Raw genomic sequence first — 24,183 nt, 5'->3', positions numbered from 1 at the left:
TTTTAAAGAGAGGCGGATCATATCCGCCCCTACATGTCATTATATGCATCTTTAATGTGGTATATTTTATCATACCAAGGTAAAAGAATTATTAATACCCGGGGTTCTGCTCCAGGGTGGCGTCTTTATTCAACTGTATTTCCCGCAAAGGAATGGGCAGCAGCAAATGGGTTTGGGTCAATCCCCTTATCTGCATGCCATTTGGGGCCCCGGTATTCAGTTGCGCCCTTTCCAACAGTGTCCCGGTACGCATCAGGGTCATCCGGCGGTTTTCTTCACCGATTAGTTCGCGTGCTCTTTCGTCGAGTATGAAATCCATATCGATATCTCCGGAAGTTACCAATGGTGCATTGGCCCTTTCACGTATGGCATTGATTGATATGGCCGCTTCTGCCTGTTTCCCCTGCATCAGTTGTGCTTCCGCACGAAGCAGGTAGGTTTCGCCCAGGCGCATCAGGATAAAATCTTTCCACATCCCCCAGCCAAAAGTATCTCTCGGATCAAAGTGCCGCCACTTCATGGTATACGGATTAATAATAAAAAGGGTATCCGGTCCTTCATAAGGCACTTGCTGTCCGTAGTTTTCATCTTCGGGATCGTTATACCAGAATTCCCTGCGAATATTGTGCTGGGAATTTCGCATATCGCTTTCGTTGTAAAGATCGTAGAGCACCCAGTTGTTCAGACGTATCCTGGCTATTCCCCTTCCTCCAAGGGAATCAGCCGGAAGCATGCCTTTGCGGTTGTGATAGGCTCCTCCCCATACTCTTCGCTGTTGCGGGGCGCCGGTCATTCCGCCGGGAACATCGCTCGGGTTTTCTGCTTCCAGTACCCAGATGGCTTCCGTATTGCCTTGTGACCTTCGTTGATTTCCGTAGATAAACATATCGGAAAAGGGATCTCCGGGCTCTGAAGCATTCACTCCGTACCTTTCGGTTATCAGGCTGTATTTTCCGCTGTCAATGATAAAATCACATTGTTCTTCGGCTTTGGCCCCTTCCCCCATGCGCAGGTAGGCCAATGCAAGCAACTGGGCCGCGGCATATGTGTTTACCCGGGCTTCAGCCGGAGCCTCTCCTACTTCGGGAAGGTTATTTACCGCAAAGAGCAGGTCTTCTTCGATCAATGTGTTCACCTCTTCCAAAGACGCCCTTACAAAATCGGTCTTCGGTTCGGCCAGAGGTTCCGTAGTTATGGGAACCCCGCCATAACATGTACCCAGTATATTATAGGCCAGGGCCCTGAAAAACCGGGCTTCGGCATTGATCCTGTTTTTGTCTTCTTCCGTTATCCCGGTAAATTCGAGTTCCGGGTTTTCTATGTTGGTAATGATCGTATTGGCATTATTGATCATCTGGTAAGCCCATCGCCAGGTAAAATAAGCCGCCTCGTCATCAGAGGTCAGCAGGTCGTATTCGTAATAAGGCACTTCAATACCCTGTGGTTGTGTGGGCCATACAATATCGGTCCCCGACTGCCACACGCTTACCCAACCCTGGCGGTCGCTCTTAGAATACCATGTACTCAGATGATTGTATAAACCGATAAGAGCGGCTTCGAACCCGAGGGCATCGGTCAGCGCCTCCGGGGTATAGTTCGACCTGGTTTCTTCGTCCAGAAAGGACTTGCTGCAGGATGCACACAGGAGCAGCACCAGGCAAAAACAGCTTATTATTTTTATATATGATTTCATGTCTTTTATCTTTTTGATTGTTACGGGATTCCTCTGATTATAATGACAGGTTCAGTCCGAAAGAGATCGCTCTTGTCAAGGGATAGTTATTCTCCCAATTATCAGCCCCCCTGCCATCGTGATCGTTTTCCGGGTCCCATCCTATCCAGTCGGTAAACGTGTAAAGATTTCTACCGGCCACATAGAAGGTTAAATTGTTAACTCCGTAGGTCTCCAGGAAGGAAGACGGGACGGAATAGCTCAACCTCACGTCTTTTATGCGTACATAGCTGTTATCTCTGGGATAACCGTAGCCCCTTGTGTTAGTATATCGCAAGGACGGCCATTTATCGCTCTGGTTTTCGGGCGTCCAATACCCTACCTCTGCCGGGGTGTTCCTGCGTCCTGCTTCATCGGCATAACTCATATCCGAGTTGTTCTTTAACCCTCCCTGGGCGGTTTGTAAAAACACGCTCAGGTGAAAGTTTTTATAACGGAAAGTATTGGTGAGTCCGCCATACCATTTGGGCAGGGAAGTTCCGAGATAGGTCCTGTCGTTTTCCGGGTCTATAATACCGTCTCCGTTGAGATCGGCAAATTTGATATCTCCGGGCTGTGCGGTAGGGTCCCATCCGGAGGGATCTTCACCTTCCTGCCATATTCCCACCATCCTGTAATCGTATATGGCTTGTAATGGTTTACCTATAAACCACCTGTTAGCAATATCATCTTCGCCGTCGCCGTATATTTCCAGTATCTTGTTCTTGTTCGTAGAAAAATTGACACTGGTTTCCCAGCTGAAATCATCGGTTTGTATGTTTACCGTATTCAGCGTTATTTCCAGACCGGTATTCTGCATTTCACCGAGGTTATCCCACACCGATTCGTACCCGCTGGCACTGGGGATATTACGTTCAAGCAATATATCCCTGGTTTTGCTTTTATATGCTTCTATGCTTCCGCGTACCCGGTTTCCGAAAAAGCCGAAGTCCAGTCCTATATTTCCTGAAGCCGTGGTTTCCCAATTCAGGTTGGGGTTTCCTATTCTCCCCGCCAGGGCTCCCACTGAGGTTGCTCCTCCAAAGGGATAAAGAACGGTGTTGGCCGTAGTAACACTCTGGTTAACCCCAACGGCCTGGTTTCCCGTTTCTCCGTAAGAAAAGCGCAATTTTAACTGGTTGACCTTATCGGAACCGGACAGGAAGTTTTCATTGTGAATGTTCCATCCCAATGCCAGGGAAGGGAATACCCCGTATTTATCTGTATTGGCCCCGAAAGCGGAATAACCGTCCCTCCTGGCTGTCAGTGTTAGCAAATAGCGGCTATCATATGAGTAATTTATCCTCCCCATCTGTGAAAGTAATGTAGATTGCCAGCTGTAAGAACCTCTCGGCACATTATCGGCAATAAAGCCTGCACTGATATTGGAAGCCGCACTGATATTATTAAAAGACAATTCATCATTTACAAATCCCACAGCATCCACAGCCGAAGCAAAATACTCATTTTCCTGAGCGCTGTACAGCGCAGTAACATCGATGTGGTGTTTGCCAAAATCCTTGTTCCAGGTAAGTATGTTTTCAATGACCCAGTTGTTTTCCTCGGTATTTCTTATGTAGGCCGTACCGTTATTATCATTGGCCGCACGTCCGGAATAAGTAGCCAGACGGCCCGGGCGATGTACATAAGACACATTGAGCCTGTATTTAAGACCGTCTATAAAACCCGGTGTAAGTTCGGCGTAAACATTCCCGGTAAGGTTCTTATCCCTTTCCTCGCGGTCTGTTGTAAGGCCCAGCATGGGGTTTTCAAACAACTGCTCGGGAGACATGGGATATATTTCATAATTGCCTTCGTCGTCATAGACCTGCGAATACGGACTCATAGCGGTGGCGAAGAGAAAGTTTGCCCTTCCCCCATCGTAGTTATTGGCTGTAAAAAAGGCAGAGGTCCCTACTTTTAAATAATCGGTGATCTCCATATCGAGATTGGTACGCAGGCTCACCCTGTTAAACTGATAGCCCTTTATAACACCTTCCTGGTCCAGGTAACCACCGGACACGTAATATTTTGTTTTCTCCGTTCCGCCGGACACGCTGATATTGTGTTCCTGGATAACCCCTGTCTGGGTTACGGCATCGAGCCAGTCTGTAGTGATCCCGGCATTATAGTTGTCTATCTCGAAGGTATTGGGAAGTACATCGGTCTGCTCCAGTCCCCTGGCACGCATATATTCGGCATATTTTTGCACATAAGCTTCAGGGCCTCTTGGTTTCAACTTATGAGATAAACTTTCCAACCCTGCGTACCCGTTATAACTGATCCTGGGTTTCCCGGACAGCCCCCTTTTGGTAGTGATCAGTATCACTCCGTTGGAGCCCCGTGTACCATAAATAGCTACGGCTGAAGCATCCTTTAGTATTTCTATGGATTCGATATCTCCGGGGTTAATATCATTGGTAGAACCGAAAAAAGGAGAGCCGTCCACCACTATAAACGGACTGGTGTTGGCATTAATGGAATTTACCCCCCGAATCTGTATCTCTCCCGTACTACCGGGAACGGATGAATTTTGGTTGATATTAAGTCCTGCTGTAGTCCCTTGTATGGCCTGGGAAACATTGGTTACCGGAAGATTGGAGAGACGTTCCTTAGGCACGGAAACCACCGCTCCCGTTACATCCGACCGTTTCTGCGTACCGTATCCCACCACTACAACCTCATCGAGCTGTGCCAGGTCTTCTTCCAGGGAAATATTGATAACATCCCGGCCATTAACAGGTACTTCAGTGGTTTTAAAACCCACATAGGAAAATACGAGTACCGCGTCGGGGTCACCTGCTGCCAGTGCATAGTTACCGTCAAAATCGGTGACTACCCCCTGGGAAGTCCCCTTAATCAGCACGGAGGCCCCCGGAAGCGGCTGGCCATCTGCTGCAGAGGTCACCTGTCCGGTTATGCCCTGCTGAATTTCTCCGCTACGGGAAGTATCATGGGCATGAAGTGCTGCTGTTGAAACCAGGTTTACGAGCAGTATACACCAAATGCCCTGCAATAGTCTTGTGATTTGTTTCATTCGTTAAAGTTTTTAGTTAGTTTGTTTTGTTCGCTTCCTTCTGGCAAAGGAAAAAATGTCGGTTTTCATTTATGAAGCCCCGAAAACAATCGATTGTATTATTTATGTTTACCGCCCCCTCAAAATGATCTGCCGTGGTGTTACACGGGGATAAATGTAGAAGAATTTGCAGTCAAAACAAAATTAAATGTAAAAATCACATTAAAAGAATAGGTTTGAATTTGCTAAAAAAACCCATAAATATTGCTTTTAGCTAATTTTTAATCTAAAAAAATTATTTTGTTAATAAATGTATTTTTTACAAATTTGTTAGAGGCTATAGTTTCTAAAGACTTTAGAACTTTCCGATTTCATATATTTAAAAATACCTTATGAACGTATTAAAAAATAAGCAGGTATTCCTATTTTTATGTAATAAGCCATCTGTTTCCGCAATTGACACCTTTAAGGATATTCATACTACAGCCAAGTTATCAGGAAATGATGCCATTTTATTATATCATAAACAAGGTAGATCCGCAATCCCGGAAAATTTAAGTTCACTTCCCATTTTCTGTTTTACCGATAACATTCTCTCAGATCTCGGGTATATTTCTCTGGGGTCTGAACTTGTTCCGGGCAACAATCACTTTCCCGTTTTGAAATTTTTCAGGAATTTTCCTGATTACGATTATTACTGGTATATAGAAGATGATGTAAGATATACCGGGAATTGGAAACTTTTTTTTGACTCTTTCTCCAATGTGCACAATGATTTTATCAGCACACATGTTCAAAGATCTCATGTTGAACCTCAATGGCCCTGGTGGGACACGTTGAAATACCATAATAAGTCTATTCCGATGGAGAAAAGAATAAGATCTTTCAATCCCATATACAGGATATCAAAAGAAGCGCTTCATTTTATAGACCAGGCCTTGCTTGATGGATGGTGTGGACATCATGAAGTATTACTCCCCACACTATTGGCAAATGCAGGATCTGAAATAATGGATTTTGGTGGTGAAGGGGAATTTGTTTTAAGCGGAAACGAATCTAAATTTTATATTGGAGATTATACCAATAATACAGCTGTTCATAATCCTAATACTACCTTCAGATGGAGACCCGTTTTTACAACAGTGGGCAGTATTACGAATATATTATACCACCCGGTCAAGAATTAGGCCTGCGTCCTTTTCCATGCTTTTATTTCATTATTTAACTCTTCTTTTGACATCGAAACGATACGAAGCAATTCGGAATACTTTATATCGTTTTGACTGGGACTATGAAATCTGCTATTTTCTCCTCTTTCATGAGACAAATGGAATAATGGCCCTAAAACATGCTTATGCTTATATCCCAGAATCCTCCATCTGTTTACACGTTCTCCGTCCTCTCTTCCCCAACCGTAAAAATTTTCATTTTCCATTCCGGAACTAACATAAGCATCAGTACCGGCAAAAAAGACTCCACCTACAGGATCGGGATTATACAATTCATTCATTTTCCCAATGTTTTTTTCAAGTACATCAATATCTCTTACTTTTAAGTATAATTCTCTGATGATAAAAGAGGTATCCAAAAATTTATCCTTATAAGGGGTAACAAAATCGGCTTCTCCTTTCTTTAAAAGGTCTACGGCCTCCACAACTTGCCTGGGAGAAACAATTATATCTGTGTCCCATAGGGATATATACGGAGTGTTACACCTCTTAATCATATCATTAATATACCTGGTCCGGTGAAAAATAGGGTCATAATCTTCTACGAATCTATAAGTAACTTCCTTTGGCAAAAGTTTCGACAAAATATTGTTATTCCAACATCCATATTCCCAAACGTTTATATTGGTATCGAAATATTTCAACAAAAACTCCGTCACTGCCAGAAGATTTTCAAGCCGATTAACAGTATCAATCTTTATCGGAATAAAAAAAGTGATATCCTTTAATTTTACGATATTATTTTTCATGGATTATGGCGCTATTTTTGTCGTAGAATTATCATTTCTTCTACATTCCGTTTTTAAAATTTCTATCAAAAATAAACCGATCCCCGACATCCCATAAAAAATCCCGACATTATTTTTCTCTTCTTTATCGATCATCATGTTGTCCCAATATTCAGATTCTACTATTTTTTTCAGTAAATCCCTGTGTTCAAATAAAATTGATTTGTCTTGTGTTACGTTATATAAATGTTTGCTAATAAAACTTATCCCTGTAATTCCATCAGCAAAATGAATATTTTTATTCCTGAACTCTTCATTAAGAATCTGTGTAAGCTGTAAGTCTTTTTTCAGTAAATCAGCATGCTTCTTCCAGTTGGGCATATTAACCTCTTGCAAAACACTTTCTATACCGAACAGAAGATACAACCTGTTTCCGGCTAAATTGGGGTAAAGAGATAATACGATAGGAGACAAATATTCTAAAATTCTATCTATTTTAGAGGTATAAAAGTTCATTGCTCTTATTTTTGCCAGAAGCACAAGCGATATCGGAAGGTCCCAGGAAATATCAAACAATAACGGATCAGAAGTCTTGATATCTCCCTTTTCCATCAGTTCACACATGCGGTTGGTGAGGTCAACCAATATTCGCTTCAGGATATAGATCTTTGCGCTCTCTTGTGTCAGATCATATTGTTGTAAACGATAGAGATAATAAAAGATAAATCCCATTATCCCCCGTCTTATTCCAATTGGAAGTTTTCCTATATGTTCGGTTATATATTTATACATTCTATCTTCCACATCAGATAAAATATCATCTAAATCGGCCTCTACAAAATTATTATTCACCAAATAGATAATGCCCGATGCTATCCCTGCCAATCCATTTTCAAAATCCGGTTGAATATTAGTTTTACCTGCTTCTTCGTATAGCTCCATTATCAGGCTTTCCGCTAACTCTTGAAAAGCTATGTCATTCGTTTGCTTTGAAAGATTAAAAAAATAAAGGCTCACCCCCATTTTTCCGTTTAACAACCCAATATTTTTAGTCTTGGAGATATGTTGCCGCAATACCTCATTCAAAACATTGATTTTGTCAAATACGGGTTCCATACTACACGAACTGTTATTTATACCAGACATGTTTTCTCTATTATTGTCGAAGTAACTCTGATATCCTGGAGTACAGTTTCTCCCCTTCAGATGGTTTCGGCATATCCCCTTCCAGCAATTTTCCACGGGAATTAAACAGCAGATATCTCGGAATAGGAATATGGCTATCTATTTTTAAAATTTTTTTCAAATCGGAAAAGACCTGCCGGGTAGCCAGATAATGATATCCTTGCAGATTATACTCACTAATGTCTCTTTGCCATTTCTCTCCTACCCGGGGCTCATCTACAGATAAATACAGTAAGGCGACATCGTGTTCTTTCAAAAAATCATGTAGTGAAGCAGAATGTTGGAATTCCTCTTTACAGGGCCCGCACCAGGTGGCCCATATATCAACAAAAATTGGTTTTCCGTCCAGTTCAGATTTAATTACAGACGAAAGATCGCTATCAGCATATACATTTTTTATTTTTATCTTCTCACTTTTCTTTTCGTACAACGCAAAAGTGTATGCCATACTTTTTTCTTCATCCTTTTCTTCTTTAAAGTATTTCGAAAGCGGTGAAATGTAAGGACTGCCCGGAAAAGCTTTCTTCAACCGTTTAAAATTATATTCGTCTTCTTTAATATCCCCTATACCATAATATCTGTTGAACATTAATTTTATGGCCATCATCCGATGTTGGATTTCAACCGGAGCGTAAGAATTACTGACTTCCGAATCTTTCTTCCACAATCCTATATCATTTATTTTTCCTGTAAGTATCTCCTTTTCTATCAGTTTGCCTTTTGATTCTGAATTCAGTACCCGGGAAACCAAATCAATGTTTCCATATTTATCTGAAAACGGATCATATCTATTAAACATGACCCTAAGGATTTCTTTTAAAGCCGATTTATTTAAGTGAATCCTGCCAGACTTTGAATTAAATAAATAATGAAAAGCCACACTCTTTACAGAACTTACAAAGTTTGCTTCGACCTGTGCTTTTACCAATGTATAAAATGAGGGTGAAATTTCCCCGTCGTCTAAAAGCCTGTCAAAAGGTTGGAGAAATCCCTTTTTTTTCTTTTCAATTTGTTCTATAGCTTCCTGCTCATTTTTTGCAATCTTAATAATATCATTATCGATTATACTATCCAAACTTCCTCCTCTATGCAAAGCATAAAATAACTCATGTCCCTTTGCATTACTTCCTCCGAAATTTACAATTGCCTTTTGATTTGTATCTCTGCTTATATTGAGCTCTATCTCGTCTCCTTCATCACATATTAAGTATAATTTGGGAATATTTTTATTCGGAGCAATGGTAATAATCCCTGCTCCGGAAACCGGGAAAGATTTTTCAAATACTTTATCTTTAATTAAAGTATTATCATACATAAAATAATAATTCTGGGGATCACCATCTATAAAACGGCAAAACCAAACCTCTGAAGAATCTTCGGCCTTAATTACATTTCCGTATATATTTGCATGCTGCGCCGTTATATCAGTCATAGCAGCACCAAATATCAAGACTAATATCAAAGCTTTCTGACTATAGTTAAACAAAAAGGACAGTTGTTTACTAACAAAGCGGGGACTCGCTCCCCCCTTAATTTTACTATTCATAATCATTAGAATATAAAAAATGGGCAAACGATTTTGTTTACCCATTAAGTTAATAAAGGTTAATTAACATTTATTCCAACACTCCTGTACACTACTTACACATCCATAACTAGTTCCATTACATGAACATTGGAATTGGCCATCAGGGCAGTCAGATCCGGATCCTCCAAGAATGGCTCTCATATCTTCTTTTTGAAGTATGTCTTCTGCCTTTAATTTCAATTTGTCTAATCTTAATTTTTTCATAATTAAACAGTTTAACGGTTGATTATACTTTTCCTGAACTTTTAAGGACACTCAGGATATATGTCCATCTTTCGCGAAAGTATCGTTGGTTATGTTAATTCTTTTATATTGAAAACAAGTATCCTTTTATTTTTAAACCATATAATCGGCAAAACGAATTGTGCCAAAACTGAAAACGAATTGTACCAAAAAACCACGCTTGGCACTTAGCGCAAGGTAACAATTAATTCCTTGCGCTCTAAAGCCAAGTTTGGACCTGTATGGTGGTCTCAATTCGAGGGCGAGGCATACTTCTCGAGCATTAACAGGTCAGGTTTATAAATATCCTTTACATCCGTATTGGGTTCAAACGTACTAAACCTGTTGTCCTGCGGGGTTTTGTTCATTATTCCCGAGGTTATATCGTCCAACGCATCGGTCATTAACCTTTTACCCATTGGCAGGAGTTCGTCCTCCCATAACCTTCTTGCAGCCTTTTTGGGTTCCATAGCGTATAGTGCCGGGTCAATCCAACACCAGTCCTGTTTGGCTATATCCCCGCGATCGATGCCACTGTTTAACCAAAAGACGGTGCCGCCTGTAATATGGTCCCGCATCCTAATGGCCCATTCAATGGATGAACGGCCCCTGTGGCGCGGTAAAAGGCTGGGGTGATATCCTATCCATCCAAGGCGTGTTTTGTAGCGTGTACGCTTCCCTATGTAATCAAATGAATGTGCCGTGATCCCTAAATCAATACCTTCCGGCATGGTTTCATAATTAAGTGATCCTGCTGGTACTATCGGCACATCGAAAAGTCGGGCCAATGCCCCGATATATTTATCACCTACCGGGGCACATACGCCTGCAACTTCGATCTTATCATGATCCAGACATAACCTGAAAACTTCCTGGCCAAACCATTTCTGGCCACTTATAAATACTTTTACCTTTTTCATTCTGCAATATATTTGAAGGACTGTACAGCCCTGAAATGCCCTCCATATCCCAGCCCGGTCATTAGGCCGTTTCCTGTCTTTTCCATACTTGTCGCGCTTCTTTTTTTATTTTCCCCGTACAGGGTAGACCTTGTTTGTATCCAATCGGGATGCCGTCTTAACGCGGCACACAGCTGAGGATGTGTCGTATGGAAAAATGTCCCAAATTTTTTGTGTTTGCGACCGTGGCCCTGCCTGTGGTATTTACAAACTTCATTTAGAAATTTTACGCCAACACCCGCACCCTGCCATTCGGGCATTACGACAAGCCTGGTAGCCCTGTACGCCTTAGCCGTAAACAAGGGACACACAGCCACATGCGCCACAAGTTCCCCGTTGATAGTCCCGACAAAATATTCGGCTGCTGGGGGCATGGCCAGGTCTAAATAATAATGTTCCTTAAATAGCTTCCAGTAACTGCCGTTGACCTTCCAAATGTCGAGTTCCATGCGTGGTCTACCTCGCAAATGCGCTTTTTTTTTAACTGGCCCGCGTCCATATCATACACCCAATCGGGCTGGAGCCACTCGATCACATCATAATGACAGCTTAAAAGAACCGCCTTTTTGCCTTGGGTTCTTTTCCATGCTTTACCAAAGGCAAGTGCACCCACTTTTGCGATCTGCCGATCAACTACTGAGGTAAATTCATCGATAACCACTTCGTCCGGCTGCTCTGATAAAACACGGGCTAATCCGGCCCTGAATTGCTGCCCGTTTGATAAGGCTTTAAATGGCCTGAGCCAACTGGGTACATCCCCAAGTCCAACACCTGCCAGCGCACCCGTCACCGCATTAAAATCTCCGTCCGGGTGAATACAATCGATAATGGGTTTGTTATCCTCCCAATTCGCGTAAGGATCATATATTTTGTTTTTACCAAAAAATTGCCTACCCAATGAGGTTTTTCCGCTTCCGGACTTGCCGACAATTAAACCGAGTTGCCAATGCTCCGGGAGGTCCATACACACTTTTTTATTCCAGTTGCACCCGCTTTCGGCGTTAAACATACTTTTAACCCTTGCAGCCCGGTAGCTGTCATAATCACTACATTGGTGTTTAATTTCAAGTTCTATCATACCGTTACTACTTTTAATTTTAAGCCCTCCTTTTTTAGTTTTTCGTATAATTCCTGTTGGTGTTTTTCGTCCTTGCAAATCACGATAACACCGTATTGCTCCCTGTAATTGATTTCCTTTGTTGCCATATTTATCTGTGTTTTAATACCGTTTTAAGGCTATTTAAACCATCTCCATACTACCAGCCCTACTATGACCACAATCACAGCAGTTATCCAAAAGCCGGCCTGAAATCCCGTACCTTTGACCTCCTTGTCGGTTCCCTGTTCTTTGGAGGATTTCTTCTGGTCCTGATTTTTCGTCATCGTGGAGGCGGCTTTTTCGCTTTCCGAAGTTGCAGCCCTGGACTGCATATCATACTGTTTTGTCTTATGACTGGCCACCAAACGGCCACCCTCAACTTTGATCTGTTCTATGGTATCACCTTCCCGGATGTGAACATAGTGTAAGGGCAGTATATTCCCGGAACTATCCGGCAGGCTTTCCAAATGGATATCGGAGGCCTGGATAAGAGTCTTTTTTGAAGCCTCGGCCAACCTTTCCCTCAATACAGATAATACTGAATCCTGCTGCCCCCGGATTTCTGTACGGATTTCCTCCATACGCTTATGCCTGTTTACCTGTTTGGTTTTACAGCCCAGGGCCAATAATGCCGCCAAAAAAAGTACTTCCATTTTCATTTTAGTCTATGATTTTTACCGTTAATTCACCTTCCAGGAGGTTGTATAATGTATTCATGGTTTCCTCGGAGTTTGTAACATCCTTATGCCCGTCTCCATCTATATCCACCAGGGAACGACCTACCAGGATACATCCCAGGGTATTCCGATAGTAATTACCCCGATGGATCAGGATTTCAGAACGGTTGGGAACATCTTTAATCCATATCGAATTGCCAAACTTTGGGGCCTGGTGTTTGACCGCATTATAGGTCCCCGCAGGTATTCTACTGACCCATGTCTGGTTGTTACGGTCCGGAAGTTCCAACGTATAACAGGAAAAGACCTCTTTACCGTTTTTGAATACCCGCAAATGTCCCGGAGTTTGAGTATCGTTTCCTTTTTGCCTGTGAATTACAATGTCCATCTTATTGGTTAGTCATATAGGTTATGGATATGATGATAGTACCGCCTGAGCCTTTAACCTGCTGAAAGCTGAGGGCCGCTTCCGCCCCGGCCCAAAACCTGCCAACAGTGCCTGAAGCCACAGGATGAACTCCCGTAGCTGTTCCTACTTTTCCACTTCCGGCATATACCCCATTAGAGGGCAAGGGCAAATCAAACTCAAAGGCTCCCGTTTCATTGGTAGAAGTAGCATTTTCGAGGCTAAAATTTAAAAATGCGGTCACTATGTTACCGATCTGTTGAAAGGCGTAATTTCCCGTTATTCCTTCAACTTCCCCGTTAACTACTTTGAAATTCGGCTCGAAAGTTCCTGTTTCCGTCCGGGGGATTTGGCTAAAGGTTACAAAATGGCCTGGTGAAGTTGCGGGCGAGCCGGATACCGGCCCGTAAAAGGTAGCTGCTGATCCCTGTATTTTAGGACGTAGCGTCATTATTGTCGATAGTCCGTTTTCCGTGTCGTGCAAATAGAAATCTACGGTCTCATTATTACCGGAAAGCCTCCCGATCCGAAACACATCGGTGCCGTCAAAGGCAACTGCCAGCCCCGTATTTCTTAACTCTCCCGTTATTTTCGCTGGATTGGCCGGGGAAAAACGGGCCACTACTTTGTTTACAATGAGATCGTTATCCGCAGTATTATTTCGTGCCAGTACCTCCTCCAGTGTGGAGGGTTGGGTTAGCAAATTGGGCTTTCCCGTAATATTGTTCCAGGAAACTTTTGTCGCATTGATCAGGGAATAATTATTGATGTCGGTTTTATCCCCACCTTTAAAGAAATAGTGAAGAACATTCCCGTCCGTATCTTTAATGACCACCACGTCCCCTTGTTGAAACTCATACACGGGGTTACCGTCCTCATCCGTATCCAGACTATTGGCGGCAAAATCCCCGATATTATCTTCTGTCACGTTTTCCACAAGTCCTGAAATAGCCAGTTCTGGTAGAAATTCCGGTAAAATCTTATCGTCATCCCCGGTTATGATATCCTGTTTGTCAGCCAAATCGGAAAATATGGCATCAATCTCCTGGGAGTGATCCCTAAGATCGGCCAGTTTTTCTTTTTCCTCCGGGGTATAGTCCTCCTGGGAAAGCCCGTACCCTTCTGCTTTATCCACCTTTGTGTCGAAGAGTTCATGGTGGGCGTTGGTGTCGGTAAGGTGGTTTTGGAACTGTTCTGAGGAAGGAACGTCCTCCAGGATTTTATCGAGGCCGTCTATGGTCGCTGTTGGGATTTTTTCATCCTTATGCCAGAATGAATCGAGCCAGTTCCAAAAGTGCTCCTGTGTGGGCTTAAGCCCGTTTCGGAACCAGTTTTTTAATATTGATAAAGCCGTTTTTGCCATGATGATTATCCTTTGAACATGATAAAAGCGAGGGTAAAATAAGGTGGGCGGTTTTCGTGAGGTTGATCGCCCCCGATCTGGTTTCCGTTAAAAGTATGGGTATGTGATCCCGAGGAACTGGTTGTCCGGTTCACATAGTAAAAATACCGGTTGTCTGTATCCGATTTCCCACTGCCATAGATCACGGTGCCGATTGCTTCTACACCCCCTTGGGGATGTCTTGTTTTATCGTTTCCCTTTTCCGCCAGGTAGGCATCCCGGTAAGGATGCGAGTGTCCCCCTCCTGACCTTATGGTTCCCGAAGGCGTAAACCTGGGGAGCTGTGAAGTAGAAAGGGTTACCTGTGTGGCCCCTCCAGTTTTTCCCATAGCGTTATAGTCGGATTGCCCCGAATCATACCCCACGACAAAGCGGCCTTTCAGGTTGGGGGTCCCGTTTGTGCCGTCACACAAGGCCCAGCCGTCCGGAATTTCATTAACCGATCCGCTCCACATGCAGATCGTACCTTCAGGGATAAGGGCTTTCTGCATGGTTCTTAAATGTACCCGCTTAAATTCTGACCAGGGCCAGGAAGTGGTCCCGGTGCCGAACCGGGCCGTCCGGGTCCGGTAGGTTACCTTGCTTTCTCCATCTTCAAAAACCCGCTCAGCTACTTCTTCCCGAATGATAACAGCGGCACCCAAAGGCCCGCTCTGAAATGGCAATACCTCCCCGTTTATGGCCACCACGCCCTCGGCTACGGTATTCCCGGTCTGCTCGCATCCGGAAAGTATGGTAAGGTGCCCTGCCATTGCGGCCAGGGCATTAAAAATGTTATATGCCCCCTGGGCAAAGTCCAGGGTATCGGTTTCTAAAGGAAAACCTCCTGTCTGGTTAAAGTCTGCTCGATTCATAGTTCTTCAATTCGGTATCGTTTTGAAGCCAGTTTGTAAAAATCCACAAGTGCCCGCATATCGTATGGATCGTATATCAGCCCTGCCGGGACCAGGACAATAAAATCGACACCGGTGTCCTCATAATCCGAACTTGGCCGTAGGTACATGGTGCCCAGGTAACGGGGCTGCTGTTCCGCCTGGGTATAGATATAGTTCCGGCGGAACCGGCTGCCGTCTGCAATTTCAATCCGTCTGAGTTCCGGGTCGAACTCATCATTTAGTGCCTTTCGCAAATAACACACCTGGCCGTTATGCCGGAGGCGGTATAGGTTGCGTTCCCGGTTTTGCTTCCACTCGTAATGAAGTGTACTGACAGGTTGCAAAAGAGATTGTAACCAGGCCACCATCCGGGGTTTACGAAGAGGGATAAGCAGCAGTAACACCGTTAATTTTTTATAATTCACCTCAAACCACATAACTGATCCCGTTAAAATTTTCAATTTCAAAATACCCGCTCTGCGGAAATGCCCTGACGTCGATCGGTTCCCAGGCTCCATACGTACCACTATCTACATCGATCCACCGGGTTTCCACCCGGTCGGCCTGTACGATTTTTACCCCTTCTGCGTTTTCCAGTTTGTTGGCCAGTTCCTGGATGACGAGTTCCCCGTTAAACGGTAACTCTTTCATATATTCCTGAAGGGCATCCTCAACGGGTCGCCTGCCGGTAACGCGATGCGTCCCATTAGCGTCCAGAAGCAAAGGGTCGCGAAATATCCGGATACTTAACCGGAGTTGATCCGGCAGGTAATTGATCACCGTAATATTTACCCCGGCATCTTTTACAGCGTTGACATAGGTGTCGAAAGCCTCTTTCTGTGTAGGGGTAATGGGCTGTAAAACGTCTCCCTGCCGGGTGGCTATTTTGACAATAAGCCGACTTTCGCTAATGGCTTCAACTACGGCGGCATATTTGATGATCCTGGAAGCCTCCAGTTCCTCGTCCGTTAACTCCGAATTGTCGTACCGGTCACTGTCGGGGATCAGCTGATAACCATACTGGAAGGCCAGGGCTTTTTCCCGATACCATCTTGCTGTATGCGGTTTTAATAGTTCCAGTTCCCGGTCCACTTCTTCCCGGTGCAGGTCAAAGAGTTTTTCCAGCGTCCAGATGGCAAAAGCAACGATATATACCCAAAGCCTCCAAATGGATAATTTGCTGTCGCTGGTCAGGTGCTCCCGTAGTTCCTGCCGGTCCTGTACCGCGGTAATGATCTCGTCCTGTATGTTCCCGATGCTTCTTGCCATTTTAGCTTACTATAAAATCGATGTTAACCGTCCAGTAACTTATGCCCTCGGGATAAATGACAACATCGTTTTGCATCGCGGTGGCAGGCCGGTGGTTCCTGTTTTGATAGTAACGTACCACATCCCGGTCCTGTTCCCGTATGACCTCCTCCGGAATTTCGATAACCTGTCCTGGCTTTAGGTCTTCAGTCAGGCTCAAGCCATTTTGAAGGGCCAGGGCCAGAACATTTTCCGCGCTTCCGGTTTCCTGCAATGTCATATCCAGCAGGCTTTGATACCCTATAATGGTGGCCTTGATCATTCCGCTTTTTTGTTCTCTTCAATTTCTTTTTTAAGTACCTGGTATTTGCGTTTCCATAATTCCACATTCTTGCGAAGCCTTTCGATTTCTTTTTCCAGGTCGTCGAATTTCTCATCATAACGTTTGTGCAGGTCGTCCATTAATTCCTGGTAGAGCCGCATCATTTTTTGTTCGAGGGAGGCCTGTTTATGCCGACGTTCAAAGAACCATCCGGCAAATGCCCCGGACAGGGCCGTGATCAACGGGAGTAAATAGTCTTTCATCACATGTGGTTTATTTGTTAAATGCCCATTATGGGCTTGATTAGTTTTTTGATCTCGTTATAGTCCTTGCCGTCCCGTTGCAGGTGTATTTTCACCCGTCGCTGTATTTCATCCTGTGCCGGGGATTTACCTGCCTGCATGAATTGGAACAGGTTCGGCCCGAGGATGGGGTCGTCTTTCAGTTCGCCCTGGGTAAGCCTGAGCAGCAGGGCAACCTCCTGCGTTAAACTTTCCCCGGTAGCGAAGTCCCCGTTCCTAAAAACCAGGTCATCGTCTTTATCAATCAAAATATCCCTCATCTTAGCATATTTAATGCCCATTATGGGCTGGACTTATTCAATTAAAATGGTGTTTAAACGTTGTTTAATAGCCGTTACGGCGGCCACGTCTATGGTGGTCCCATAGACCACGACGATCTTGCTGACTTCATCCATAAAGTCGCTGAGTATATCCCGGAGGTTTTCACCGCCCTTTTTGACGATATACCCGTCCTCCTTTATGGTAAAGCTGCTTTCCCCGCTGGTGTACAGTATTTCCTCGGCCTCTTCCGCATCGATCAAAAAAGCGTCCGTGTCCCTGTTCTGGATATACCCAATCAGGCAGAGCGAGCCGGTTACCGGTTTTTTATACAAACTCCCCAATCCGAGGGAGACGTCGAACACGTCCAAATCGTCAGCCAGTGGTGTTGCGATCATGGTCTTTTCCTGCCAATTCACCTCCTTTACACGCGCCCACACGGTTTGTACCGGGATGCTTCCACGTATCATTTCCCTGAGTACAAAGCCTAACTTTTCGGTTTCGTTTCCTTTAGCCTTATTCCGTTGCACGATTGCCTAACTTTATTTGTTGCCGGTAGCCGTTTCGACCGAACTCTTTGGTTACACTTTCCACGTAATAGGTGCCGTCCCGGTCCGGGTAGAGCAGGCTGGTCAGGTGAACCTTCCAACCATGCTCGACACGGGGTTTCCCAAAAGCCGTAAAGGAACCGTCGAAACCGTCCTTTTTATTGGCCTGGTAAAACCGCTGTACGGCTTCTTTGAGTTCCTTTAGGGCCTGGACGCTAAACTGCCAGTCAATGGTGACCTGGGCGTCCTTGTCCCCGAACTCGTACTCGATCCGCCGGCCCTTGTCTATGGCAAAGCCTTTGATAAATACCCGCATGTCTTCGGCCCGGAGGTATTGCAGGTCGGAACTCTCGGCATTTCGCTCCAGGTTAAAGCGGACGGTTTCATGATCCGTGTTATCGGCATAAATCTCCCCGCTAACGACCTGTTTGGTGCCGGGCTGGATATAGGTGTACAGTTTCCAGTCCTGTTGCAGCTTTTCCAGTACCTGCCCGGCGGTGACCTTGCTAAAGCGTACCGTGCCCAGGGAAGCATCTACCGCCGTGATCTCATAACCCGGCACAATGGCCTCCAGTAAGGTTTTCAGGGTGACATTTTTGGCGGAATAGTTAACCTGCAGTTGCTTGATCTTCCACATTTCGTCCTCGCACTTTAAGCGGATCGGGATGTCGGCAGAAACCTCGGTGATATAGCCGGTAAACTCGGTATGGAGTTCCCCGTCATAGCCGAGTTGTATTTCCACCGGGTCGCCCCGCCGGAATACCTCGCGGATATTGTTTCTATCAAAGAACTTGATGTTACGCGGGAGCACGATCTCCGCCCGGTCGGTCAGCAGCATCCAGGAGGACTCGACCTGTACCGAATTGGTTTTACGTATTTCGATCTGCTGCCGGCCTTCCCGTACCGGGAAGATGATCCGGGCATTCATAGCCACCGTCATAGCATATTCTCGTTAAGGATCAACTCCAGGGGTTCGTCGCTCATGGCCCGCATATCGATCGGGATCACTTCCGGTTTACCCTGTACCTGGCGGATGTTAATGTCCTGGATAGCCAGGGCAAAAATGTTCTTTTCGGTAAAGAGTTCTCCCTCGACCACAAAGCTGGCGGCCACCTGTTCCCATTCCAACAGGATTTCCTTTTGTTCGGCTGCCGTGCGATCGCGCTCCGGTAGGCAGACCATCCGCAGGTTGATACTCCAGTCATCGAACCCGTATATTTCCTTGACCGTACCATTATTGCCCAGGACATTGGTCCGGGCGATATTTTTGGCCCTGCTAAAATCCACCAGGGTGGCCGCCGGCAGGACAAAGTCGGCGAACTCTTTTTTGGCCAGTTCCCCCTTTGCGTTATATACCTGGTAGGTGCCACCCTTAAAGGTCACCGGGAATACAATCGGGGTCCCCATATCGGACAGCTTTACCGCTTCATCGGTAGTGACCACCCGAACGCCGGGATAGTTCACGGGTGCAGGAACTTCCTGCCTTCCCCGGATGATATATACCGGGCTGTTAATCCCGAAGGCTTCCCGGATCAGCCGGCCTATGTCGTATCGTATATCCATATTAGCTGCTCATTACAATGGCATCCTGGAGGCGGTCGGCGATCTTCCCGGATACCACGTCCGCCACATAGCGGGCATCGGCATTGGCCCCTACATTAAAATGATTATTGATCGTCAGGGAGATGTTTTTTGCACCGCCTCCATTTCCGGACATCTCCATCCCGGAATCCCCGCTCCCGGAAGTGGTCCCCCCGGTTGTACTTGTTTTTGAGTTCTCAGTTTGGGTATCACCGGCCAGCAGCTCATTGATCGGGTTGGTTTCTCCTTGCCCATTTTGGTTCTTTTTCTTTTCGTCCTTTTCCCGTTCCTCGGCGATCTTCTCATCGATAATGTTCTTTGCCCCGCCGAAAAGTTTACCGAAGAACCGGCCTACACCCTGGACGGCTTTCTTTATAGCCTCAATAATACCCTTGACCTTTTCCCATATCCGGTCAAACACCCCGGCCACCCAATCGTAAACGCCGCCAAACACAGTTTTAAATAGCCTAAAGATCACTCCCAGGGTACGCTTTAGGAAACCCCATACAGCATTGAACACGGTTTTTATGGTATTCCATGCCCTTTGCAGGTTGCCTTTGATGGTGTTGTATATCCAGCCGAATACGTTTTTAACCAGGTTCCACATAAACTGCAGGTGTGCTTTAGTGGTTTCCCACCAGAGTACCAGGAGCGGCTTTACAAAATCCCATATCGCCGAAAAAACTACTTTGACGATCTCCCATATTCCCTTAATGGTTCCCCTGAACACCGCACTTTGTTTCCAGAGGTAGGTAAACAAGGCGACCAGGGCGGTAATGGCGGCCAATATCCAGCCGACAATGGGAATGCTGTAAATGGCCGTACCTATGGCCTTGATCCCTGCCGACAGCGTCCAGGAAGTGGCTGTCGCTGCCCCTTGGGCGGTAGCCATTGCCGTGGTGCTGGTGGTCAGTCCCACAAAGGACATGGCGGCCCGTATGGCGTTACGGGAGTTCATGGCCAGTCCTTTGCGGAAAGCGGTCATTACCGGGAGTAGCCCCTGTTTTATGGTGCCATAGGTGGCCACACTCTGGCCGAGCCCCACGAACAGTTGCATGGCGGGAACCAGGTATTTGGCACTGCCTCCAATGGTAATCAGTACGTTCTGGAACATAGCTTTATAGCGGCCCATTGTTTCGGTCCAGGTGGACATCTTTATTTCGGCCTGCTCATAGGCCGTATTAGTGCCGGTGATCTTTTCCCGGAGTTTGTCCTGGGCATCGGCGCTCCGGATCAGGATACGGGCGGCTGCTTCATTCTCCACACCAAACATCTGTGCAAAAATGGTAGCGTCACCCTCTGCTTTTTTCAGTTCCCGGAGTCGGGCGGTCAGGGGCAGGCTTTTATCTCCTACGATCCCCATATCGACACCTAACTTTTTGAGCCTGTCCCTGGCTTCTTTGCTGATGACTTCCTCGCCGGCCATTTTGCCCAGGACATTCCGCAGGGCGGTCCCCCCTTCGGCACCAATCTTGCCGCCCCTGGCAAGTTCCTGTATGGAAGCATTCAGTTCTTCAAAGGACACATTCGAGTTATACGCCTGGACCCCGGCCACTTTGACCGCTGCTGCCACATCAGGGACTTCTGCGGCTCCTTCTTTGGCCCCTGCGGCCATCACGTTCATCATCCGGTCCATTTCTGCGGATGCTTTGGTGGCATCGGAAAGGTCTACCTGGTACTGCAACATGGAGGTGTTCAGGGCCTCGGTTGCCGCTACCAGGTCATTATCCATTGTTTTACTCAAAGTCCGGGCTTTGTGTTCCATCGCCTCCAGGGCATCCGGGTTTTCGGCAATAGCGGGGCCAAGCTGCGATAGTATTTTTTTATAAGTATTCAGGGAGTCTGTGGCTTCGCCTCCGAAAATGGTTGCAGAACGCCTGGCCCGTTTACCCAAGTCCTGAAGGGCACCCCCGGTTACTCCTGTAATGGCCTCCACATCGGCCAGGCCGTCCTCGTATTTAAGAGCAGGCTCGACCGCTTTGTTCAGCACATTGTTTACCGTGTCCAGGGCCTGGGTTACCGCGTAAAGATCAATCGCAGAAACACGATCCAAACTACCCCCCAGCTTGTCCGCCTGTTCTTGGGCCTCCTTTTCTCCACGGGTAATTTGCCGCAGGGGTTTGGTAGCTTTTTCGATAAGTTCTAATATCCACTTCGTAGTTATCGCGGCCATTTTTTCGTCCCGTCAGTGCTACTGGCACCTTTTGAAAATTCGTTAAGTACCTCGGTCAATGCTTTTTTAAAGGTGATCTCGTGATGTTTCATCCGGAGTTGTTCTACAAATTGCCACTCCCGAAACCGCTGTGCCCATTCATCATCGGAAAGGGTATCCGGATTAATTCTGAAAACTACCCGGATGATAGCGTCGCCCTTTTCCATCCAGTCCGGGTCGGCCTCCTCCGGGGGTAACAGTTCGAGTTTCCGGAGGCTTAGAGCTTTTTTACATCAACACTGGCCTTTTTAAAGAGTTTGCCGACCTGCTCTATGATCCCCAGGTACACTTCCCCGTCCTCCAGGGCTTCCATTGGTCCCCCGACAATACAGTTCGAGGCCATGATCTTTTCGGCTTTTTCTTCGTCCCCTTTGGAGGCGTTAACTGCTTTGATGATGCTCCGGGTAGGTTTTCGAAGGACAAATTCATACTGGTCCCCGTCCTCGGTCTTTACCGTGGCCAGGCGCAGGTTCCTTTTGCCATATTTGGCCTCCAATGCTTTTATATCCATGTGTTTTCAGTTTATACATTCCATTCAATGTGGGAGATGATCAGTTCGGCCTCGTATTCCAGCATCTTGTCGTTTTGGTTGTTCTCCACACCACGTCCTGTAAATTGCGCGTTGCGGATACGGTCCACCTGGATCGCCCCGTTATCCCGTGTGTACTCCACGATGATGTCAAAGGGGGCAATGTCCTGTACACGCTGCCCGGCAGGTACGGCGGCCTGAAGCGCATCCCATTCTTCCTTTAGCAAAGTGATAGAGGCTTCGGCCTGGTAGTTCCCGCCGCCTCGACCTACCGGGTATTTCCCGGCACCGTAGACGTTTTCCAGTTCTTCCGAGTCCGAATACGATATTGCGGTGATCCCTTCTATATCCCTGCCCAGCAGGTTGACCGTGATACTGTTCCAGCCTTGTATCTTTCCAAAATTGTTTATGATCCTTGCCATGTGATTTGGAGTAAATATTTTATAACTAAGTGCCCATTATGGGCTTGCCAAATGCCCTTAAAGGGCTTACGAGATGTCGTTTGTTAATCCGAGGTCAATCTCAAATTCGTGAACAATACCGTCGGCCACGATCTTCGCTTTTACCTGTACCGGGGCCTCGTCATTGACTACCTGCTCCGGATCGATATACACCTCGAAACCGCTGATCTCGTCGTCAGCCTCCATGCGTTCCAGGGCGGCATTCAGTAGCCCGGTCCACCGGCTTACGGTGGTACTGCGAATAAACCCGGTTTGCGGGTCTTTTTTAACCACCCCCCGGACCTCGGGGATCAGGGTGGTGCGGATCAGCCGGGCTGCCTTGTTCCATACCCGGTTGTTTTCGATATAGGCATAGTCGCTGTCCGGGGTTGTTGCCGTCGGGGAATTGGAAAAGAATACGCCAGCGTATCCTTCATAAGAGGCCGTGTAGATGTACCCTTTATCGTTCAGGGCTTTCAGATCGGTTTTCGTCAGCGACTCGGTCGGGGTTCCATCGGAAAGGGCTGTACTCAACCAAAGGTTTTGAGCGCTGTCCGTTAAGGTATAGTCCTGTTCTCCTTTCCGGTTTCGGGGTTTGGACTGGATATTGACTGAGCCCAGGTTTTCGTTAACCCGGCGAACAGCCAACATGCCCAGGGCAGCACCAACAGCCGCATAGTTGCCGTAAGCCTCATCTATTGCCGCAATTTCCGGGTCCTGGGCAATGACTACCGAACACTGCGGCGCAGCCAGTTCCCGAAGGCTGGGAATATTGGTAGGGTCAATGGCTTCTGCACCTCCCTTACCTTCCAGGAGTACCAGGTCGATATAGCGGTTTTCCGCGGCCAGTTCATCCACCAGGGAAGCCTGGATACCTTCCAGGGCTGCGGGCAGGGTGTCCAGGGTATCATCAAACCCGATAAAGCCCAAGCCTTTAATATCCTTATTCCTCCGGATTGTGGGCAGAATGTCCTCTATAACCCCGCTAACTGTTTGACCGACTTCGGTCCCGACCAGATAGACGATAACGTCCGGGGCCAGGCGGAACAATTCACTTAATTGGTGGTGCACCAGCACCCCGTTGTTAGCATCGTAGGCCGGGGTAATTCCCAGGGCTTCGGCATCTTTCACCTGGATGAGTTTTATCGCGGTATGGGCTTCCAGGTTCAACGAGGCCAAAGGCATGGCAGAGACCAGGGCAAACACCCCGTCGGTGTTTGCTGTCCTACGACCCAGACCGCCTTCCAGGCGGTTAATGATAACTCCACTTAACTGCGCCATGTCTATTTCTGTTTTAGTTCATCAATACGCGCCTGTATAGCGGCAATAGCAGTCTTCCTGTTAGAGCCTTCCTGCTCGGCGATCAGCAGTTCTTCGAGTGTGGCCGCATCCTCTGTTTGGGCCACGAGTTCTTCGATGTCCTTCACGGTTTTATAGGCTTCGCCCGTATCGATCTGACTGGCTTCGGTTTTTCTCTCGAAAATGTAAACCACCAGTGTCTTTTTGGTTTTGGCATGTAGCCCCGCCCGGTTCTCCGACCGGAAAAAGTAACCGTCAGAGGTGGCATAGGCTTTGGAGTCTTCGTGAAAGGTTTTAAAGTGTTTTTCCGCCTTTTTCTCCAGTTGTGTTTTACTATATGCTTTCAT

At 46.3% G+C, this 24,183-nt stretch carries 29 protein-coding genes; 1 reads left to right on the top strand and 28 read right to left on the bottom strand.

Features of this window, described 5'->3' with window-relative positions:
- Nucleotides 1–91 precede the first annotated feature (91 nt).
- Both LS482_RS16310 and LS482_RS16305 read right to left on the bottom strand, forming a co-directional pair.
- Nucleotides 92–1,693 (bottom strand): RagB/SusD family nutrient uptake outer membrane protein, encoded by a 1,602-nt coding sequence (locus LS482_RS16310; RefSeq protein ID WP_233028577.1) that lies wholly within the window; start codon nucleotides 1,691–1,693, stop codon nucleotides 92–94.
- A 37-nt stretch (nucleotides 1,694–1,730) separates the two neighbouring features.
- Nucleotides 1,731–4,748, bottom strand: coding sequence for a SusC/RagA family TonB-linked outer membrane protein (locus LS482_RS16305; protein WP_233028576.1), 3,018 nt, complete (start codon nucleotides 4,746–4,748; stop codon nucleotides 1,731–1,733).
- Between the two features lie 371 nt (nucleotides 4,749–5,119).
- Between LS482_RS16305 and LS482_RS16300 the strand changes: the two genes are divergently transcribed.
- Nucleotides 5,120–5,914, top strand: coding sequence for a DUF3405 domain-containing protein (locus LS482_RS16300; protein WP_233028575.1), 795 nt, complete (start codon nucleotides 5,120–5,122; stop codon nucleotides 5,912–5,914).
- Here LS482_RS16300 and LS482_RS16295 read toward each other — a convergent pair.
- From LS482_RS16295 to LS482_RS16175, 26 genes are all read right to left on the bottom strand, one after another.
- A complete protein-coding gene (locus LS482_RS16295) occupies nucleotides 5,911–6,705 on the bottom strand; it encodes a glycosyltransferase family protein (protein ID WP_233028574.1) in 795 nt (264 codons plus the stop codon). The genes LS482_RS16300 and LS482_RS16295 overlap by 4 nt on opposite strands.
- Nucleotides 6,706–6,708: 3 nt before the next feature.
- Nucleotides 6,709–7,800: a lanthionine synthetase LanC family protein gene (locus LS482_RS16290; protein WP_233028573.1), complete on the bottom strand. Its 1,092-nt coding sequence runs from the start codon at nucleotides 7,798–7,800 to the stop codon at nucleotides 6,709–6,711.
- A gap of 40 nt (nucleotides 7,801–7,840) precedes the next feature.
- Nucleotides 7,841–9,415 (bottom strand): TlpA family protein disulfide reductase, encoded by a 1,575-nt coding sequence (locus LS482_RS16285; RefSeq protein ID WP_233028572.1) that lies wholly within the window; start codon nucleotides 9,413–9,415, stop codon nucleotides 7,841–7,843.
- 63 nt (nucleotides 9,416–9,478) lie between these two features.
- Nucleotides 9,479–9,661 (bottom strand): hypothetical protein, encoded by a 183-nt coding sequence (locus tag LS482_RS16280; protein ID WP_233028571.1) that lies wholly within the window; start codon nucleotides 9,659–9,661, stop codon nucleotides 9,479–9,481.
- Nucleotides 9,662–9,930: 269 nt separating this feature from the next.
- The gene (locus LS482_RS16275) at nucleotides 9,931–10,599 is read right to left on the bottom strand and encodes a formyltransferase family protein (RefSeq protein ID WP_233028570.1); all 669 of its coding nucleotides are present in this window, start codon (nucleotides 10,597–10,599) and stop codon (nucleotides 9,931–9,933) included.
- Nucleotides 10,596–11,087, bottom strand: coding sequence for a GNAT family N-acetyltransferase (locus LS482_RS16270; RefSeq protein WP_233028569.1), 492 nt, complete (start codon nucleotides 11,085–11,087; stop codon nucleotides 10,596–10,598). Before LS482_RS16270 ends, LS482_RS16275 begins: the two co-directional genes overlap by 4 nt.
- Complete coding sequence (locus LS482_RS16265) at nucleotides 11,021–11,716, bottom strand: hypothetical protein (RefSeq protein ID WP_233028568.1); 696 nt, start codon at nucleotides 11,714–11,716, stop codon at nucleotides 11,021–11,023. The genes LS482_RS16270 and LS482_RS16265 overlap by 67 nt, the downstream gene beginning before the upstream one ends.
- Nucleotides 11,713–11,844, bottom strand: coding sequence for a hypothetical protein (locus LS482_RS21705; protein WP_302849313.1), 132 nt, complete (start codon nucleotides 11,842–11,844; stop codon nucleotides 11,713–11,715). Before LS482_RS21705 ends, LS482_RS16265 begins: the two co-directional genes overlap by 4 nt.
- Before the next feature lie 30 nt (nucleotides 11,845–11,874).
- Nucleotides 11,875–12,396, bottom strand: coding sequence for a hypothetical protein (locus tag LS482_RS16260; protein ID WP_233028567.1), 522 nt, complete (start codon nucleotides 12,394–12,396; stop codon nucleotides 11,875–11,877).
- 1 nt (nucleotide 12,397) lies between these two features.
- Nucleotides 12,398–12,802, bottom strand: coding sequence for a DUF5675 family protein (locus LS482_RS16255; protein WP_233028566.1), 405 nt, complete (start codon nucleotides 12,800–12,802; stop codon nucleotides 12,398–12,400).
- Nucleotide 12,803: 1 nt separating this feature from the next.
- Nucleotides 12,804–14,183 carry a hypothetical protein gene (locus LS482_RS16250; protein WP_233028565.1) on the bottom strand — a complete coding sequence of 460 codons (1,380 nt, stop codon included), beginning with the start codon at nucleotides 14,181–14,183 and terminating at the stop codon, nucleotides 12,804–12,806.
- 5 nt (nucleotides 14,184–14,188) lie between these two features.
- Nucleotides 14,189–15,076 (bottom strand): hypothetical protein, encoded by an 888-nt coding sequence (locus LS482_RS16245; protein ID WP_233028564.1) that lies wholly within the window; start codon nucleotides 15,074–15,076, stop codon nucleotides 14,189–14,191.
- Complete coding sequence (locus tag LS482_RS16240; RefSeq protein WP_233028563.1) at nucleotides 15,073–15,501, bottom strand: hypothetical protein; 429 nt, start codon at nucleotides 15,499–15,501, stop codon at nucleotides 15,073–15,075. The genes LS482_RS16245 and LS482_RS16240 overlap by 4 nt, the downstream gene beginning before the upstream one ends.
- Nucleotides 15,502–15,523: 22 nt before the next feature.
- Entirely contained in the window at nucleotides 15,524–16,366 is an 843-nt protein-coding gene (locus LS482_RS16235) for a nucleotidyltransferase (protein WP_233028562.1), read from the bottom strand.
- Between the two features lies 1 nt (nucleotide 16,367).
- Nucleotides 16,368–16,667 (bottom strand): hypothetical protein, encoded by a 300-nt coding sequence (locus LS482_RS16230; RefSeq protein WP_233028561.1) that lies wholly within the window; start codon nucleotides 16,665–16,667, stop codon nucleotides 16,368–16,370.
- On the bottom strand, nucleotides 16,664–16,930 hold the full coding sequence (locus LS482_RS16225; RefSeq protein WP_233028560.1) for a hypothetical protein: 267 nt from the start codon (nucleotides 16,928–16,930) through the stop codon (nucleotides 16,664–16,666). The genes LS482_RS16230 and LS482_RS16225 overlap by 4 nt, the downstream gene beginning before the upstream one ends.
- A gap of 17 nt (nucleotides 16,931–16,947) precedes the next feature.
- Nucleotides 16,948–17,229 carry a hypothetical protein gene (locus LS482_RS16220; protein ID WP_233028559.1) on the bottom strand — a complete coding sequence of 94 codons (282 nt, stop codon included), beginning with the start codon at nucleotides 17,227–17,229 and terminating at the stop codon, nucleotides 16,948–16,950.
- 33 nt (nucleotides 17,230–17,262) lie between these two features.
- On the bottom strand, nucleotides 17,263–17,757 hold the full coding sequence (locus LS482_RS16215) for a hypothetical protein (protein ID WP_233028558.1): 495 nt from the start codon (nucleotides 17,755–17,757) through the stop codon (nucleotides 17,263–17,265).
- Nucleotides 17,744–18,715: a hypothetical protein gene (locus tag LS482_RS16210; protein ID WP_233028557.1), complete on the bottom strand. Its 972-nt coding sequence runs from the start codon at nucleotides 18,713–18,715 to the stop codon at nucleotides 17,744–17,746. The genes LS482_RS16215 and LS482_RS16210 overlap by 14 nt, the downstream gene beginning before the upstream one ends.
- Nucleotides 18,712–19,338 carry a DUF6046 domain-containing protein gene (locus LS482_RS16205; protein ID WP_233028556.1) on the bottom strand — a complete coding sequence of 209 codons (627 nt, stop codon included), beginning with the start codon at nucleotides 19,336–19,338 and terminating at the stop codon, nucleotides 18,712–18,714. Before LS482_RS16205 ends, LS482_RS16210 begins: the two co-directional genes overlap by 4 nt.
- 1 nt (nucleotide 19,339) lies before the next feature.
- Nucleotides 19,340–21,529 (bottom strand): phage tail tape measure protein, encoded by a 2,190-nt coding sequence (locus LS482_RS16200; protein ID WP_233028555.1) that lies wholly within the window; start codon nucleotides 21,527–21,529, stop codon nucleotides 19,340–19,342.
- Nucleotides 21,517–21,735 (bottom strand): hypothetical protein, encoded by a 219-nt coding sequence (locus LS482_RS16195; protein ID WP_233028554.1) that lies wholly within the window; start codon nucleotides 21,733–21,735, stop codon nucleotides 21,517–21,519. Before LS482_RS16195 ends, LS482_RS16200 begins: the two co-directional genes overlap by 13 nt.
- Before the next feature lie 50 nt (nucleotides 21,736–21,785).
- On the bottom strand, nucleotides 21,786–22,079 hold the full coding sequence (locus LS482_RS16190) for a hypothetical protein (RefSeq protein WP_233028553.1): 294 nt from the start codon (nucleotides 22,077–22,079) through the stop codon (nucleotides 21,786–21,788).
- Nucleotides 22,080–22,090: 11 nt separating this feature from the next.
- The gene (locus LS482_RS16185; protein WP_233028552.1) at nucleotides 22,091–22,519 is read right to left on the bottom strand and encodes a hypothetical protein; all 429 of its coding nucleotides are present in this window, start codon (nucleotides 22,517–22,519) and stop codon (nucleotides 22,091–22,093) included.
- A 66-nt stretch (nucleotides 22,520–22,585) separates the two neighbouring features.
- Entirely contained in the window at nucleotides 22,586–23,818 is a 1,233-nt protein-coding gene (locus LS482_RS16180) for a DUF2586 family protein (RefSeq protein WP_233028551.1), read from the bottom strand.
- Between the two features lie 2 nt (nucleotides 23,819–23,820).
- Nucleotides 23,821–24,183 (bottom strand): hypothetical protein, encoded by a 363-nt coding sequence (locus tag LS482_RS16175; protein WP_233028550.1) that lies wholly within the window; start codon nucleotides 24,181–24,183, stop codon nucleotides 23,821–23,823.

This window comes from Sinomicrobium kalidii (assembly GCF_021183825.1).
GTDB lineage: Bacteria > Bacteroidota > Bacteroidia > Flavobacteriales > Flavobacteriaceae > Sinomicrobium > Sinomicrobium kalidii.
The sequence above is the reverse complement of the archived record's forward strand: the minus strand, read 5'-3'. Positions and strand labels throughout refer to the sequence as shown.